This is a genomic window from Angustibacter sp. Root456, from assembly GCF_001426435.1.
In the GTDB taxonomy this organism is placed as follows: Bacteria; Actinomycetota; Actinomycetes; order Actinomycetales; family Angustibacteraceae; genus Angustibacter.
The window spans coordinates 274988-291162 of sequence record NZ_LMER01000015.1 but is presented as its reverse complement, the minus strand read 5'-3'; the positions used below and the strand labels follow the sequence as shown (position 1 = coordinate 291162).

Genomic DNA, 16175 nt, shown 5'->3' with positions numbered 1-16175 from the left:
GTCATACCGGTCTGAGTGGCGCAACGGCACCCCGACCGGCCCGACGGGCTCCTAGGCTGCGGCGGTGCCCAGCAGCTCCTTCCCCTCCGCGGACCCGTGGCTCCCGCCGCTCGTCCAGCCCCTCTCGGTGGTGCCGCCCCCCGCCGGGCTTCGACCGCGGCCGTTAGCGGCGCGCGTGGTCGCCGGGTTCGCGGCGGTGTTCGCCGATCTCGTGGTCGTGAGCGGCGATCCGTTCACCGACAGCGCGGTCACGGTCTGGGCCCAGGAGCACGTGAGCCGCCACCTGATCATCCAGCCCGCGCTGGCGGCGCTGGTGGTGCTCATGTGGTTCGTCCTGCCCCTCGTGTCCTACCGCCGCCGGGACGCGCTGATGGTGCTGATCCCGTTCTACGGCCTGTGGATCATCGGGATGGCGTTCTACCGCCTCACCGGCCTGCCGTACCGCGACTGGCGTCCGCGACCCGACGAGCGCGACCATCTGGCAGCCGTCGACGGCCTGCCGCGCTACTACGTGCTGCTCGCCCCGGAGTGAAACGGGTGCTCCGAGCGGCGCGGCCGCGCCCGCGTCACACCGCCCGCGGCACGGCCGCCCGTCATCCGAACGGCCCCAACGCGGCCCGAGGTCTGGTTGCGGGGCCCTGCGGCGGGTTAAGGTCTGCCGCTGATCTCTACGATCCCCAGGGGGACCGGTGCGCCGCACCACCGTCTTGACCTCGCTGACGGCGACGGTGGCCGCTCTGCTCGTGCCCCTGGCGCCCGCCGCATCCGGTGCCGCGATCGCGCCGTCGTCCGGAGCCACGCAGGTGGTCGTGGGGAGTGGCGAGGGGTACTCGGGGCCGGCCTCCCGGGCCCTTCTGGAGGGCGCCGGGCACGTCACGCTGGCACCGAACGGCGCGGTGTACGTCGTCGTCGGCGCCGACCTGCTGAGGGTCGACCCGGTCGCCGACCGCGTCACGGTCGTCGAGCGGTTCGACGAGGCGCAGCAGCGCGGCGCGGTGGACGTGGCCGTCGTGGGCACGACGACGTACCTGCTCACGCCGTGGGGGCTCGACCGCCTCGACGGCGGGGGCGCTCGCACCCGGCTGTGGACCGGTCAGGCCACAGCGGTCGACGTCGGGACGGACGGCGTCGCCTGGCTCGCCCGCAGCTACGGCGTCACCCGCGTGCAGCCGGACGGTACGGCGAGCGCGGTGCCCGGCACCGACGTCATGCAGCCGGGGGACATCGCGGTGAGCGACTCCGGCTCGACCGCGTACGTGCTCGACCAGGCACCGGAGCGCTACGGCATCTACGCGGTGACCGCGGCCGGGGTGGGCGAGCGCGTGGCAGGCACCGGCTATCGCGACGACAGCCTGCGCGACGGAAACCTGGCGACGTCCGCCTCGACGGAGGCGGTGGGCGGCCTCAGCGTCGACGGCACCACCATCACGGTCGCGTCGCGCGAGTACCGGTTGGTCGCGAGCTTCCCCATCGGCGGGGTGATCACCGTCCGCTCCACCGGCGACTACGCAGGCGCCGTGGACGGCGTCGCCGGCACCACGGTGGCGACGACTTCCGGCTTCGGTGCCTCGGGCCTCACGCCCGAGTCGGTCGTGCGGCTCACCTCGGGCGGCTCCACCCGCATCCTGGGCGCCGACCCCGCGCGGCAGTGGTCACCCGACGGTGTCCTGGCCGTCGACGCCTACACCGGCAGCCTGCGCGGCGCCGCGCCGATCGACGCCACCCGCCTCGTCTTCGTCACTGCATCGGGCCTGGTGCGCGAGGTGGACGCCGACGGCCGGCTGCGCACCCGTGCGACCCTGGCTCCCATCCGGACGCGCGGGAAGGTCGCGGTCGGGCCGGACGGCACCGCGTACGTCGTCGACGACGCCGGACACGTCGTGCGCGTGCCCTCCAGCGGCTCGCCGCAGACGCTGCCGCTCACCGCGACGGCGGCCGACGTCGAGGTGCTGCCCGACGGCCGCGTCGTCGTCGCCGACACCTCGACCCCGCGCCTGCTCATCGCCAACGCGGACGGCTCCGCGCAATCTGTGCTGGCCACGCTCACCGGCACGCCCTCGGACCTCGGGCTGGACGGCGGCGACGCCGTCCTGGTCGCGGATGACGGCCTGCGTCGCGTGGCTCTGGACGGCAGCGTGACCACGCTGCTGACCGGAGGTCAGCCGACCGCCGCCGCTCGCGGGCGTGACGGCATCTGGACGGGCGAGCTGCAGCGGGTGCTCACGAGCGCGATCGTGCTGCAGCCCGGCGGCGGCCTGGGGGCGTTGCGCGCCGTCTTCGACGTCGGCCACCAGGCCCAGTCCGACGCCGGCGACGCGGTGCTGGTGACCCGGGACGACTCCGTGCTGCGCGTCACGGACGGCGCGGCGGTGCCGGAACAGGCCACCCCGCACGTCAACGCGACTCCCGGCGAAGGCCGGATCACCCTCACCACCGACGACGGCCAACCGATCGACGGCGTCGTGGTAGCCAAGCGCGGCAACCAGCCACCGCGTGACGAGTGGGACGGCGAGCCCGTGGGGTCGACGGTGTTCCGCGTAGGCGGCGAGCTCATCGCACCAGGCGAGCCGTACAGCTTCGCGGTGTTCGGCTCGGTCGGGGCGGTGACGGCCGGGGGCGTCTTCGTCAGGTCGTACGCCACCAGGGCCACCGCCACGGCTGCGGCGGGTCCGGACACGACGCCGCCCCCGCCGCCGTACAGCCCGACGGTCTACAGCGACCACACACAGATCCGGCTGACGTACGGCGACCCGATCTGGCAGGGCACGGACGTGCCGGACGTCGACCACACGGCGGTGCGGTACAGCTTCGGCGACCAGCCCCCGGCGTCTCCGACAGACGGCGTGGGGCTCGACGCGGGGTCGGGGAGCGGCCACGACGTCTCGATCCCCGACCCGGTGAAGGGTCAGCAGTACGGCATCTCGGTGTTCGTCGTGGACTTCCGAGGCAACTTCAGTCGCTGGAGCTCGGTGTCGCAGCTGGACTTCGAGCCGCCGGGCGTGGCGACGGGTGTTGCCGTCACCCCGTCGTACCGCTCCGCCGCTGTGCACTTCACGGCACCGTCGGACGCCGACTACCAGGGCGTCACGTGGGCCATCGCGCCCGGCAACACCGCACCGACGCTGCCGAGCGGGGCGTGGTTCGGTCGGTACCAGGACTTCACAGCGTCGAACCTGGCCATGGACACCACCTACACGATCGCGCTGTGGACCAGCGACGCCGCGGGCAACGTGTCGGCGCCCGTCACCGCCACGTTCCGCACGCTCCTGGACGCCACTCCTCCAGGGCCCGTCACCGGACTCACCGCCCAGGGCGGCAGCTACAGCATCACGGCGAGCTGGACGAATCCCACGGACGCCGACTTCGCGGGTCCGGTCGCCGAGCTGGTCGACCCCGCGAGCGGGGCGACCATGGCCTGCCCCACACTGAACAGCGCCAAGACCTCCTGTACCTGGCGGCTCAAGGGCGGTGCCACGCGGACGGTGCGGGTGCGCACCAAGGACGTCAACGACAACCTCTCGGACGCGGTGGAGGCGACGGCGACGACGCTGCCAGACACCAACGGCACCCCCACCATCCCCGACCCGGTCACCTGGTCGCCCGTCGACCCCACCACCCTGACGGTCCATCTGACGCGGCCCGACGTGCCCGACCTGGCGGCGATGTGGTGGACCCTCCGCTACAGCGGGGAAACCACCGGCTACGCCTCCGGCAGCCCGATCTCGCTGTCCCGCAGCGACTTGGTGCAGAAGATCGCCCTTCCGGACGCGGCTCGTACCTACGACCTCCACCTGTACGCCCAGGACCTCAACGGCAACCGCGACGAGCGCGTGCTGCACGACCTCCACGGTGGGCCGGACCCTGCCGGGCGGCCGTCGACACCGGGCGACGTCGCGGTCTCGTCCCCGGCCGACAACACCCTGCGCGTGACGTGGACGCCGAACCCGTGGTCGGCGCCCGTGACCGGGTGGGTCGTGACCGCCACGGCGGCCGACGGCACGGTGCGCACAGTGCGCACGGCGGGCACGGCCACCGGGGCCACCCTGGGTGACCTCGTCGGGCGCCAGACCTGGTCGGTCGTCATGCACGGCGCGAACGACGTCGGCGAGGGGCCGAACACGCCGCCGCAGGTCCTGCTCGTCGGTGACGCGACCGCGCCCGCGCGGGTCAGCGGCCTGACGGGGTCCTCGGCGTACGACACGGTCACCCTGCGATGGACGAACCCGGCGGCCTTCGACTTCGCCAGGGTGGCCGTCGTGCGCCGCGACCGCACGACCGGAGCCGCCACCACCCTGTACGCCGGCACCGGAACGAGCCTGCGGGCCACCGGTCTGGTGCCGGGACGGTCCTACGCCTTCGAGGTGCGCAGCTACGACAGGCTCGGCAACATCTCGGCGGCCAACACGCTGAACACCACCCAGACGGCCATCAGCGTGAGCTCGGCGTCGACCGTGCGCTACGGGTCCGCAGCGCGCGTCGTTGGTGGCCTGTACCTGAAGGGCCAGAGGCTGGGTGGGCGGTGGGTCAGCCTGTTCGCGCAACCGGTGGGCGCGACGACGTGGGCGCGCGTGGCGTCGACGACCACCGGCTCGACGGGCTACTACGCGTTCTCCGTCAAGCCGGCTGCGAACGTGCGGTACCGCGTCGGGTACTACGGCTCAGGAACCGTCGGCGGCTCCTTCAGCGCCGTGCGGACGGTCTACGTCGCGCCCTTGCTGAGCAACCACGCGAGCCGGACGTCCGTGCGACGCGGGTACACGGTGACGTTGAGCACGACGGTCTGGCCGAACCACGCGCGGCGGGCGGTCGCCTTGCAGCGGTGGACGGGGCGGGCGTGGGTCACCTCGACCTGGCGCTACCTCAGCTCGAGGAGCTCGGCAGGCGTGACCGTGCGCCCGACGTCCCGGGGGTACGTCTACTACCGGTGGTACCTGCCGGCGCACGCAGACCACGCCGGTGCCGTCAGCGCCGCGGTGCGGCTGCACGTGTCCTGAGGCCCGAGGGAACACCCCGCGGCGGTCGTTCGTCCTCACCTGCACTGGCCGAGGGAGCAGGGAGACACCGATGCAGATCACCGAGAGCGCCATCTCGCTCAACGTCCCGGATGTGGAGGCGTCCGCTGCTTGGGTGCAACGGCACCTGGGGTTCTCGCAGGTCATGGCCGCCGATGGCTTCTGCTCGCTCGCCCACCCGCGGGCCGGCTTCAACGTCATCTACCTGCGCACCGGGCTGCCGACGTTCAAGCCCGCTTCCGCGGCCGGCCGGGCCGACGGGCTGCTGGTCGTCTTCACGGTCGAGGACGTCGACGCCGAGTACGCGCGGCTGCAGGCCGAGGGGGTCGACGTCGTGACGCCGATCGAGACCGAGCCGTGGGGTGAGCGGTACTTCCAGATCGCCGATCCCAGCGGTGTCGTCTACCAGCTCGTGCAGTGGGTGACGCCGGACGAGGGCTGACCGAAGCGGTCAGAACGAGATGGGCAACGGCGTGGACTGGGCCGGAGAGCCCGGCAGGCCCGGCACGGCCAGGAACGCGCTGCCCTGGAGGTCAGAGCCGGCGGGTGCCAGGTGGGCGTCGTGCAGCCCGCGCGCGAGGGCGCGTGCCGCCTGCGTCGGCGCCGGTGATCCGTGCCACCACACGTAGGTGCGCCGCGGTTCGCTGCCGGGGCACGCCTGCAGCCCGTCGGGGACGGCGACGCGCGCGGTGACCACACCGGCGGCGCTGAGCTCGCGCTGGGCTGGGCTTGAGCCGCACGCCGAAGGGGCCGACCCGAGTATCTCGGGTCGGCCCCTTCGCGGTTGTGCAGCGGGCAGGACTCAGGCGTCCTTGCCGGCCTCGATCTCCAGGACGATGGTGACCTTGTCGCCGACGAGCACGCCGCCGGTCTCGAGCGCGACGTTCCACTCCAGGCCGAAGTCCTTGCGGCTGATCTCGCCCTTGGCGCTGAAGCCGGCGGTCGGCTTGCCCTCGGCCAGCGGGTTGGCGGAGGCGCCGTTGAACTCGAGCTCGAACGAGACCGGGCGGGTGTTGCCGCGGATCGTCAGGTCGCCGTCCAGCACGAAGTCGTCACCGTCGGTGCGGATGCCGGTGGAGCGGAAGGACAGCTCGGGGTAGGTCTCGACGTCGAAGAAGTCGGCGGAGCGCAGGTGGGCGTCGCGGTTGTCGTCACGCGTGCTGATGCTCGCGGCCGGCACGGAGGCCACGACCGAGGACTCCAGGATGTTCTCGGCGACCGTGATGGTGCCGGTGACCTGCGAGAAGTGGCCCTTGACCTTGCTGACCATCATGTGGCGGACGACGAAGCCGATCTCGCTGTGCGAGGAGTCGATCGTCCAGGTGCCGGTGGTGAGGCCGGGGAGGGTGGTGACGGTGCTGGTGCTCATGAAAGCTCCTTCGGGTCGGGCTCTGGGTGCGGGGTGAGGCGGGGGTGCAACGCTGACTACCTGGTTGCGATATCAACTACCGTAGCCGACGTTGGTTTAGTTTTCAACTTCCGATCCGGTACGCTTGTTCCATGACCGAGACCCGTTGGCTGGACGCCGAGGAGCAGCGCGCGTGGCGCAGCTACCTGCGCGCCGTCCGCCTCCTCGACGAGGAGCTGCGCCGAGGGCTCGAGGAGCACGGCCTGAGCCACCCCGAGTACGAGATCCTCGTACGCCTGTCCGAGAGCGACGAGCGCGTCATGCGGATGTCCGAGCTCGCGGCGAGCGTGGTCAGCTCGCGCAGCCGGCTGACGCACACCGTGGCCCGGCTCGAGCGCGAGGGGCTCGTCGTCCGGCGTGCCTGCACCCGCGACGGCCGCGGCGTCGAGTGCGTGCTCACCGAGCGGGGCATGGCCACGCTCGAGGCCGCCGCGCACACCCACGTCGAGCAGGTGCGCACCCATCTGCTCGACGCCATGAGCCGCGAGCAGTTCCTGGCCCTAGGCGAGGCGCTCAGCCAGGTGTCGCAGCGCCTCGACCCGCACGGCCGCCTCACCGTCTGACCCGCCCCCGCCCCCTCTGCGGTGATCATGCAGGCCAGCGCAGCGGGTGGTCACGGTTGTGGCGCGGTGGCACCCCGCGGCCAACCTATGGCAGCTGGGTGCCCCAGTCGCCATCGGCGAATGAAGTGATCCTCCCCGGACATGCGCCGGCGTGCATGATCACGGGTGGGCGGCCGGACCCGCGGTGCGCTGGCGTGCATGATCACGGGTGGGGAGGGAGCGGGTGGGGAGCTCTCAGGTGGCCTTGCGACAATGCCAGGCGTGACTTACCCCTACGAGGCCCCGGCCAGCGAGGCGCTGCTCGAGCGCGCCCGTCGCGTCACTCCCGGCGGCGTCAACTCCCCTGTGCGCGCGTTCCGCGCCGTCGGTGGCACGCCGCGGTTCATGACCCGCGCCCAGGGCCCCTACCTGTACGACGCCGACGGCCGTGAGTACGTCGACCTGGTGTGCTCGTGGGGTCCGATGATCCTCGGTCACGCCCATCCCGCCGTCCTCGAGGCCGTGCAGTCCGCCGCCGCCCGGGGCTTCAGCTTCGGCACGCCGAGCGAGAACGAGGTGGCGCTCGCGGAGGCGATCGTCGCGCGCGTCGAGCCGGTCGAGCAGGTGCGGCTGGTGAGCAGCGGCACCGAGGCCACGATGAGCGCGATCCGACTGGCCCGCGGGGCCACCGGCCGTAGCAAGATCGTCAAGTTCGCCGGCTGCTACCACGGTCACGTCGACGCGCTGCTGGCGTCGGCCGGCAGCGGCCTGGCGACCTTCGGCCTGCCCGACAGCCCCGGTGTCACCGGCGCGTCGGCGGCCGACACGATCGTCGTCCCCTACAACGACGTCGCCGCGGTCGAGGCCGCGTTCGCCGAGCACGGCGACCAGATCGCGTGCGTCATCACCGAGGCCTCACCGGGCAACATGGGCGTGGTGCCGCCCGAGCCGGGCTTCACCGCAGCCCTGCGCCGCATCACGGCCGCCCACGGTGCGCTGCTCGTCAGCGACGAGGTCATGACGGGCTTTCGGTGCTCGGACGCCGGCTGGTACGGCGTCGAGGGGCCGTACGACGACGGCGCGCCCGACCTGTTCACGTTCGGCAAGGTCATGGGCGGCGGCTTCCCCGCGGCGGCGTTCGGTGGCCGCGCTGACCTCATGGCGCAGCTCGCGCCCGACGGGCCGGTCTACCAGGCGGGCACGCTGTCGGGTAACCCGGTCGCGACCGCCGCCGGCCTGGCCACCCTGCAGCACTGCACGCCCGAGGTCTACACGCGCCTCGCGCAGGTGGCCGACACGATCAGCACGGCGGCGTCTCAGGCCCTGAGCGCGGCCGGTGTGCCGCACGTCGTCCAGCACGCGGCGAGCATGTTCAGCGTCTTCTTCACCGACCAGCCCGTGCGCGACTACGACGGCGCTCGCAGCCAGGACGTCGGCGCCTTCCGCGCGTTCTTCCACTCGATGCTCGCCCAGGGCGTGCACCTGCCGCCGAGTGCCTACGAGGCGTGGTTCGTGTCGGCGTCCCACGACGACGCCGCCGTGAGCCGGGTGCTGGATGCACTGCCGGACGCCGCGCGTGCGGCGGCCCAGGGGGGCGCGGCGTGAGCACTCGCACGATCGTGCACCTCCTGCGCCACGGTGAGGTGCACAACCCCGAGGGCGTGCTCTACGGACGGCTGCCCGGGTACCACCTGAGCGACCGCGGACGCCGGATGGCCGATCTCGTCGCCGACAGCCTGGCTGAGCGCGACGTCACCCGCGTCATCTCCTCGCCCCTCGAGCGCGCGCAGGAGACCGCGGCGCCGATCGCGTCGCGGCACGAGCTGCAGATCGCGATCGACGTCCGGCTCATCGAGGCGGGCAACCACTTCGAGGGCATGACCTTCGGTGTCGGCGACGGCTCGCTGCGTCACCCTGGCCACTGGCCCAAGCTCATCAACCCGTTCCGGCCGTCGTGGGGCGAGCCCTACGAGCAGATCGCGGCGCGCATGCTCGCCGTCGTCGACCGTGCGCGCGACGAGGCTCGTGGCCACGAGGCGGTGCTCGTCTCGCACCAGTCGCCGGTGTGGATCGCCCGGCTCAAGCTCGAGGACCGCCGCCTGTGGCACGACCCGCGCAAGCGTCAGTGCAGCCTCGCTTCGCTCACGAGCCTGACGTACGACGACGACCGGCTGGTGTCGATCGAGTTCAGCGAGCCGGCCGCGAGCCTGCTTCCTGGCGCCAGCAAGATCCCGGGGGCCTGATGCGGCGCGTCGTCTCGATCACCGTGCTCGCTGTGGCGACCTCGCTCGCCGTCGGCAGCTGCACGGGCGGCGGCACCGACACGGTGGCCGGGCAGGCGCGCGCCGGGGACGGCAAGGGCTACGTCGCCGGCGACGGCACCATCGAGCAGATCGCCCCCGAAGACCGCACGACCACGATCACGGTGCGCGGCACGACGCTAGAGGGTGAGGACGTCGACACGGCCTCCTACCGCGGCAAGGTCGTCGTGCTCAACACCTGGGGCTCGTGGTGCCCGCCCTGCAACGCCGAGGCGCCCGACCTGCAGAAGACGTGGACCGAGCTGAAGCCGAAGGGCGTGCAGTTCCTCGGCATCGACCTGCGCGAGGGCCCGGCGTCCGGGCGCGCGTTCCAGCGCAAGTTCGCCCTCACCTACCCCTCGCTGGCGTGGGACGGCGGCGGCGTGCTGCTGCAGCTGAAGGGCAAGGCGTCCGCCACCCCGACGACGCTCGTGATCGACCGGAGCGGACGCCTGGCCGCCCGCATCTCCGGCCAGGCCCAGGCGACGACGCTCAGCGACATGGTCGAGCAGGTGCTCGGCGAGGACGCCAAACCATGAGCGAGCTGGTCGCCTCGGGATCGCTGCCGGTGGCGCTGCTGGTCGCCGCGGTGGCGGGCCTCGTGTCGTTCGCTTCCCCATGCGTGCTGCCGCTCGTGCCGGGCTACCTCGGCTACGTCACCGGGCTGAACGGCGTCGCGCTGGAACGCCAGCGTCGCAGCCGGATGGCGACCGGTGCAGTGCTCTTCGTGCTCGGCTTCACGCTCGTGTTCGTCGTCGTCTTCGCCACCTTCTCCTCACTCACCCAGCTGCTCGTGGGGCACCAGGCGGTGCTGCTGCGGGTCTTCGGGGTGGTCGTGATCGTGCTGGGGCTGCTGTTCATCGGCGCCCTGCCCGGTGGCGGGCGCGTCGTGAAGCCGTCGTGGCGCCCGGCGGCCGGACTCGCCGGCGCGCCACTGCTGGGCGCGGTGTTCGCCGTCGGGTGGAGCCCCTGCATGGGCCCGACGCTCGCCGCCGTGCTCGCTCTCGCCACGGGTGAGGGGGGTGGCGCCTCGCGCGGTGTGCTGCTCGCCGTCGCCTACAGCCTGGGGTTGGGCATCCCGTTCGTCGTCGCCGCCGTCGCGTACGCCGGTGCCTCGCGTGCCCTCGCGGTGCTGCGCCGCCACCAGCGCGGCATCCAGGTTGCCGGGGGAGTCCTGCTCGTCGTGATCGGGGTGCTCATGGTGAGTGGCGTCTGGGTCGAGCTCGTCAGCCGGCTCGGGACGGCGATCGCCGGGTTCGAGGTGGCGGTGTGAGCGAGCCGTCGACGCGTCCCGCCGACCAACCGGTGCAGCCCCAGCTGGGGCTGCTCGGCACGCTGCGCTTCGCCTGGCGGCAGCTGACGAGCATGCGGACGGCGCTGTTCCTGCTGCTGTTGCTGGCGGTCGCGGCCGTTCCGGGATCGGTGCTGCCGCAACGCGGTGTCGACGCCAGCAAGGTGTCGGCGTACCTCAAGGAACACCCTTCGTCCGGCCCGTGGCTCGACCGGCTCGGTGGCTTCGACGTCTACTCGTCGGTCTGGTTCTCGGCGATCTACCTGCTGCTGTTCATCTCCCTCGTCGGGTGCGTGCTGCCGCGGACGCGGCTGCACCTGCGAGCCCTGCGGGCACGACCGCCTCGGGCGCCGTCGCGGCTCGGCCGGTTGCCGGCGTACCGCAGCCAAGTGGTGACGCTCGCCCCGGACGACGCGCTCGACCACGTCCGCACGTCCCTGCGCGCGAGGCGGTTTCGCGTCGACGTCGGCGACGGCTACCTCAGTGCCGAGCGCGGCTACCTGCGCGAGACGGGCAACCTGGCCTTCCACCTCTCGCTCGTCGTGCTGCTCGTCGCCGTGGCCCTGGGGCACCTGCTCGGCTGGCGCGGCGACGTCATCGTGCCGGTGGGCACGACGTTCTCGAACACCGTCTCGACGTACGACACGATCGACCCCGGCCCGTGGGTCGACACCGAGCACCTGCCGCCGTTCTCGGTGACCATCGACAAGGTGTCGGTGCAGTTCGAGACCGGTGCGGCCGAGCGCGGCGCCCCCCGCAGCTTCGAGGCGAACGTCACGACCCGCGCCAACCCGGACGCCGCACCCGAGCGGGGCACGATCAAGGTCAACCACCCGCTGCAGCTCGACGGCGCCAACATCTACATGCTCGGCAACGGCTACGCCCCCGTGATCACCGTGCGCGACAGCACCGGGGCCGTCGTCTACTCCGATCCCACGCCGTTCCTGCCGCAGGACGGCATGTACACGTCCACTGGCGTGGTGAAGGCGCCGGGCGCGCAGCCGCAGCAGCTCGGGATCGTGGGGCAGTTCCTGCCCACCTTGTCGCAGGGGCCGGGCATGCGACGCTCGGTCTTCCCCGACGCCCTCGACCCCGTGCTCGTGCTGACGGCCCTCGAGGGCGACCTCGGACTCAGCAGCGGTGTGCCGCAGTCGGTCTACAACATCGACACCTCGAAGATGAAGAGCCTCAAGATGCCGAACGGCGACACGTTCCGCGCGCTGCTGCGGCCGGGTCAGACCGTGCAGCTGCCGGGGGGCAAGGGCTCGATCACCTTCGACCGCGTCGAGCGCTTCGCGGGCCTGTCGATCCGGCACGACCCGGGCAAGCTGTGGGCGCTGGGGTCGGCGATCGTGGCGATGCTGGGGCTGGCGCTGTCGCTGTTCGTGCCGCGTCGACGCGTCTTCGTACGGGTGCGCCCGGACGACGACGACCCGGCCCGTACCCTGGTGGAGGTCGGTGCGATCGCCCGTGGCGAGGACTCCGGCCTGGACGACGAGATCGACCGTGCGCTGAGCGGCCTGCCCTCCGGCGGGAAGCCGGCAGCGGTGGTCCGATGAGGAGGGGCGCGTGAGCGTCAACGAGACCCTGGCCACGCAGGCCAACATCCTGCTCTACGGCTCCATGGCGAGCTACGCCGTGGCGTTCGTGGCCTACACGACCGACCTCGCGGGCGGCGCCGCTCGGGCCGAGCGTCGGCGTGAGCGCGAGGCCGTCGTCGAGCGCGAGCTGGTGGGCGCCGGGGCGCCGGTCGAGGCGACGTCGGCAGCCGCCGCGTCCGCCGTAGCGACCGACGTCGAGCCCGAGAAGCGGCGCGCGGCGGCCATCGGCACCTCGCTCACGATCCTGTCGCTGCTGCTGCACGCCGGGTCGGTCGCCCTGCGCGGCGCCGCCGTCCAGCGTCCGCCGTGGAGCAACATGTTCGAGTTCTCGACCGCCGGTGCGGCGGTCGTGACGCTCGTCTACCTGCTCGCCCTGAAGTGGCGCGACCTGCGCTACCTCGGTGCGTTCGTCGTCGGGCCGGTGCTGCTGACGCTCGGGCTCGCCGTGACGGTGCTCTACACGCGGGCGGCGCAGGTGGTGCCGTCGCTCAAGAGCTACTGGCTGGCGATCCACGTGAGCGTCGCGTTCATCGCCTCCGCCCTGCTGACCCTCGCCTTCTCGCTCACCGTGCTCTACCTCGCGCAGGACCGCCGCGAGCGCCGCAGCGCGGCCGGCGAGGTGGTGTCGCGCTCGTTCATGGACTCCCTGCCGGGCGCGCGCGAGCTCGACCTCGCGTCGTACCGGTTGCACGCGGTGGCCTTCCCGCTGTGGACCTTCACGCTCGTCGCCGGGGCGATCTGGGCCGAGAGCGCGTGGGGCCGATACTGGGGCTGGGACCCCAAGGAGGTCTGGACCTTCGTCATCTGGGTCGTCTACGCCGGCTACCTGCACGCGCGCGCCACGCGCGGCTGGCAGGGGCGCAAGTCGGCCACGATCGCGATCATCGGTTTCGGCTGCCTGCTGTTCAACTTCCTCGTCGTCAACATCTTCTTCGTCGGCTGGCACAGCTATGCCGGCGTCGGCTGACGGGTCGCCGGGCGCGAGCGGGCCACTCGCCGTCCTGCGCGCCGAGCGGGCGCAGCTCGCCGAGCAGCTGTCGACGCTGCAGCGTGAGTTCGACCGCGTCGTCGATGCCTCGGCGTCCTCGAACGCCGACGACGAGCACGACCCCGAGGGCTCGACCATCGCGTTCGAGCGCGCCCAGCTGGCCGCGGTGCTCGACCAGACGCGCGAGCGCCTCGCCGACGTCGACCGGGCGGTCGGGCAGGTGGCCTCCGGCGACTACGGCCGCTGCGCTCGCTGCGGGCAGCCGATCGACCCCGAGCGCCTGGTGGCCCGCCCGACGGCGACCCTGTGCATCACCTGCGCCCGCGCCCCCCACCCCTGACCGTGCACTTCGGATCCAAGAGTGCACGGGGAGTCGGGGCACGGGGGTTCGGGATGCGGGGGTTCGGGATGCGGCGGACGTGCCGCCGGGGGAGCCTGGCGTCATGACCGATCACCAGCCCGAGCCCCAGATCGACCACGAGCCCGACAAGGAGCACGGCGACCCCGTGATGGAGGAGTTCGAGCGCGACGGTGCCGAGGAGCGCACGCTCGACGACATCGGCGAGGGCGAGACGCAGGACGGCCCGGCCTGACGGCACACTGGGCGGTGTGAGCGTCGCCGTCCGCCGTGCCCTGCCTGCCGAGTACGCCGCCATCGGCGACCTCACCGCCCGCGCCTACCTGGACGACGGCCTGGTGCCCGATGGCTCTGACTACGACGCGACGCTGCGCCGCGCCGACGACCGGGCGTCCCACAGCGAGCTGCTCGTAGCGGTGGACGACGACGGCGCGCTGCTCGGCACCGTGTCGTACGTGCAGGCCGGCTCGCTCTACGCCGAGGTCTCGCGTGAGGGCGAGGCTGAGTTCCGCATGCTCGCGGTCGACCGCAGCGCCCGCGGCCGCGGCGTCGGGCGTCTGCTCGCCCAGGCCTGCATCGACCGCGCCCGCGCGGACGGCGTCGGCGCCGTCGTCATCTCGACAGCCACGAACATGGCACCGGCCCACGCCCTCTACGACTCGCTGGGCTTCGTCCGGCTGCCCGAGCGCGACTGGCGCCCGATCCCCAGCGTGCTGCTGCTGGCCTACCGGCTGGAGCTCACGCCCGCGCCGCCAGCGCCCTGACCGACTCCACGAAGTTCCCGGCGAGCGCCGGCCGCCCCAGGTGCCAGCCCTGGCCGAACTGGACGCCGAACCCGGCGAGGGTGGTGAGCTGGTGCGGGGTCTCGATGCCCTCTGCGACGCACTCCATGCCGAACGACGTCGCGAGCTGCACGACCGTGCGCGCGATCGTGTCGTCGCGGTCGAGGTTGGCGACGAACTCGCGGTCGATCTTCAGCACCTGCAACGGCAGGCGGGCGAGGTAGGCGAGCGAGGAGAAGCCGGTGCCGAAGTCGTCGACCGCCACGGTGATTCCCTTGACGCGCAGGTGCTGCAACGCCTCGCGGGTGCGCTCGACGTCGTCGACGACGTCGCGCTCGGTGATCTCCAGCGTGAGCGCGCCCGGCTCGAGGCCGGCGTCGTCGACCAGCCGGGACAGCTCGTCGGGCAGGGACGGTGTGAGCAGGTCGCGGGCGCTGATGTTGACGGCGACGCTGCGCACGTCGGCGAGACCGGCCTGGCGCCAGGCGGCGAGGGCCCGCACCGACTGCCGCGCGACGGCGAGTGCCAGGTCGAGGCCGAGGCCGAGCTCCTCGGCGAGCGGCACGAAGCGCAAGGGTGAGACGTCGCGGCCGTCGATCTGCCAGCGTGCGAGGGCCTCGGCGCCGACGACGCGTCCGGTGGCGAGGTCGACCACCGGCTGGAACACCGCGGTGACGGCGCCCGGGCGCAGGTGGTCGCCGTCGACGTTGCCGGCCTCGATCGCCTCCCGCAGCTGCTGCTCGACGGCGAGGTCGGCAGCCACCTCCTCGCTCATGGCGGCGTGGTAGAGCACGGCGGTGCCGCGCCCGGCGCGCTTGGCGGCGTACATCGCCGCGTCGGCGGAGCGCAGGAGGTCGGCGCGGGTCTCGATGCCGGCGCCGCTGACGGCCACGCCGACCGACATCCCGATGCGGTACGGCGCGCCGTTGAGGTCGACCGGCTGGTTGAAGAGCTGGACCAGCCGGTGGCCCATCTCCTGCGCCCGCTGGGGGGACGTGGGGGCGCAGACGATGGCGAACTCGTCGCCGCCGAGGCGCGCGGCGCGCTGGTGCGGGCCGAGGAGCGAGGCCAGTCGCCCCGCGACCTCGCGCAGCAGTCGGTCGCCGGCGAGGTGGCCGAGGGTCTCGTTGACGTTCTTGAACCGGTCGAGGTCGATGATGAGCACCGCGACCTGGTCGTCGTCGCCGCCGCTCCGCGCGTGCAGCGCGGTGTCGATGAACAGGTCGAGCGAGGAGCGGTTGGGCATCCCGGTGAGGTTGTCGTGCGTGGTGGCGTGGTGCAGCTCACGCTCGGCGTGCTCGGCGGCGAGCTGACGCCGTCGGGCCTCGTCGCGGGCCGTGCGGTAGGCCGCGCCGGAGTAGGCGACGATGAGGCCGATGCCGGCGAGCAGGAGCGTGCGCAGCGTCCAGCCCGACAGCGTGACGTGGGGGATCGCCGTGCCGGTGAAGTACTGCGTCAGCAGGCCCGCGGAGATGCAGCCCGTCACCCACCACGCGATGCGGCGGGGGAGCAGGAGCGGGTAGACGGCGATGATCGCGTACCACCACTGCAGGACGTGCGAGACGAGGTGCACGTTGAGCAGCGGCAGCGTGAAGGCGATCGCGCTGAGCAGCAGGGCGCGGGTGACCAGGGCGCCCGTGCCCTGCCACCCGGCGAAACCGGCGGCGCCGAGAAGGCCGGTCAGCAGGACGAGCCCGAGCGCTGGGGGACCGCCGCCGACGAACACGACGGCGACCAGACCCAGCGCGGAGAGCATGAGCGGCAGCACCGGCTCGAAGCGGACGGCCGGTCCCGACGCCTCCGGGGCGCCGAGATCAGGGTCGACCGGGTCAGAGCTCACGTGATCGTTGTCGGCGTGCTCGGGGTCATTCTTGACACTGACGGGTGGCGAGG

General features: G+C 72.6%; 16 protein-coding genes. 13 read left to right on the top strand and 3 right to left on the bottom strand.

What is annotated here, in order from left to right; translation table 11 throughout:
- The first annotated feature begins 64 nt into the window (after positions 1 to 64).
- The 3 genes from ASD06_RS09125 to ASD06_RS09115 all read left to right on the top strand — a co-directional run bounded on the left by ASD06_RS09125 (position 65) and on the right by ASD06_RS09115 (position 5454).
- Entirely contained in the window at positions 65 to 532 is a 468-nt protein-coding gene (locus ASD06_RS09125; protein WP_157371607.1) for a hypothetical protein, read from the top strand.
- A gap of 157 nt (positions 533 to 689) precedes the next feature.
- On the top strand, positions 690 to 4994 hold the full coding sequence (locus ASD06_RS09120; RefSeq protein WP_056676028.1) for a fibronectin type III domain-containing protein: 4305 nt from the start codon (positions 690 to 692) through the stop codon (positions 4992 to 4994).
- 70 nt (positions 4995 to 5064) lie between these two features.
- Positions 5065 to 5454: a VOC family protein gene (locus ASD06_RS09115; RefSeq protein ID WP_056676023.1), complete on the top strand. Its 390-nt coding sequence runs from the start codon at positions 5065 to 5067 to the stop codon at positions 5452 to 5454.
- A gap of 9 nt (positions 5455 to 5463) precedes the next feature.
- On the opposite strand, the gene ASD06_RS09110 is transcribed toward ASD06_RS09115, so the two are convergent.
- Together ASD06_RS09110 and ASD06_RS09105 are read right to left on the bottom strand one after the other, a co-directional pair.
- A complete protein-coding gene (locus ASD06_RS09110; RefSeq protein ID WP_056676020.1) occupies positions 5464 to 5709 on the bottom strand; it encodes a hypothetical protein in 246 nt (81 codons plus the stop codon).
- Between the two features lie 105 nt (positions 5710 to 5814).
- Positions 5815 to 6381 (bottom strand): YceI family protein, encoded by a 567-nt coding sequence (locus ASD06_RS09105; RefSeq protein ID WP_056676017.1) that lies wholly within the window; start codon positions 6379 to 6381, stop codon positions 5815 to 5817.
- Positions 6382 to 6512: 131 nt separating this feature from the next.
- On the opposite strand from ASD06_RS09105, the gene ASD06_RS09100 reads away from it, so the two are divergent.
- The 10 genes from ASD06_RS09100 to ASD06_RS09060 all read left to right on the top strand — a co-directional run bounded on the left by ASD06_RS09100 (position 6513) and on the right by ASD06_RS09060 (position 14264).
- Complete coding sequence (locus ASD06_RS09100) at positions 6513 to 6983, top strand: MarR family winged helix-turn-helix transcriptional regulator (RefSeq protein WP_056676014.1); 471 nt, start codon at positions 6513 to 6515, stop codon at positions 6981 to 6983.
- A gap of 261 nt (positions 6984 to 7244) precedes the next feature.
- A complete protein-coding gene (gene hemL, locus ASD06_RS09095) occupies positions 7245 to 8567 on the top strand; it encodes a glutamate-1-semialdehyde 2,1-aminomutase (protein WP_235502275.1) in 1323 nt (440 codons plus the stop codon).
- Positions 8564 to 9205, top strand: a complete 642-nt coding sequence (locus tag ASD06_RS09090; RefSeq protein WP_056676008.1) for a histidine phosphatase family protein — start codon at positions 8564 to 8566, stop codon at positions 9203 to 9205. Before hemL ends, ASD06_RS09090 begins: the two co-directional genes overlap by 4 nt.
- Positions 9205 to 9801 (top strand): TlpA disulfide reductase family protein, encoded by a 597-nt coding sequence (locus tag ASD06_RS09085; protein WP_056676006.1) that lies wholly within the window; start codon positions 9205 to 9207, stop codon positions 9799 to 9801. Before ASD06_RS09090 ends, ASD06_RS09085 begins: the two co-directional genes overlap by 1 nt.
- Entirely contained in the window at positions 9798 to 10535 is a 738-nt protein-coding gene (locus tag ASD06_RS09080) for a cytochrome c biogenesis CcdA family protein (RefSeq protein WP_056676002.1), read from the top strand. Before ASD06_RS09085 ends, ASD06_RS09080 begins: the two co-directional genes overlap by 4 nt.
- Entirely contained in the window at positions 10532 to 12112 is a 1581-nt protein-coding gene (locus ASD06_RS09075; RefSeq protein ID WP_056675999.1) for a cytochrome c biogenesis protein ResB, read from the top strand. Before ASD06_RS09080 ends, ASD06_RS09075 begins: the two co-directional genes overlap by 4 nt.
- Positions 12113 to 12122: 10 nt before the next feature.
- Positions 12123 to 13121 (top strand): c-type cytochrome biogenesis protein CcsB, encoded by a 999-nt coding sequence (gene ccsB, locus ASD06_RS09070; protein ID WP_235502274.1) that lies wholly within the window; start codon positions 12123 to 12125, stop codon positions 13119 to 13121.
- A complete protein-coding gene (locus tag ASD06_RS09065; protein WP_056675996.1) occupies positions 13105 to 13482 on the top strand; it encodes a TraR/DksA family transcriptional regulator in 378 nt (125 codons plus the stop codon). The genes ccsB and ASD06_RS09065 overlap by 17 nt, the downstream gene beginning before the upstream one ends.
- Positions 13483 to 13585: 103 nt before the next feature.
- On the top strand, positions 13586 to 13735 hold the full coding sequence (locus ASD06_RS18860; protein ID WP_157371606.1) for a hypothetical protein: 150 nt from the start codon (positions 13586 to 13588) through the stop codon (positions 13733 to 13735).
- Between the two features lie 16 nt (positions 13736 to 13751).
- Positions 13752 to 14264 carry a GNAT family N-acetyltransferase gene (locus ASD06_RS09060; protein ID WP_056675993.1) on the top strand — a complete coding sequence of 171 codons (513 nt, stop codon included), beginning with the start codon at positions 13752 to 13754 and terminating at the stop codon, positions 14262 to 14264.
- Here the strand turns inward: ASD06_RS09060 and ASD06_RS09055 are convergent.
- Entirely contained in the window at positions 14239 to 16122 is a 1884-nt protein-coding gene (locus ASD06_RS09055; protein ID WP_157371605.1) for a bifunctional diguanylate cyclase/phosphodiesterase, read from the bottom strand. The genes ASD06_RS09060 and ASD06_RS09055 overlap by 26 nt on opposite strands.
- Positions 16123 to 16175 lie beyond the last annotated feature (53 nt).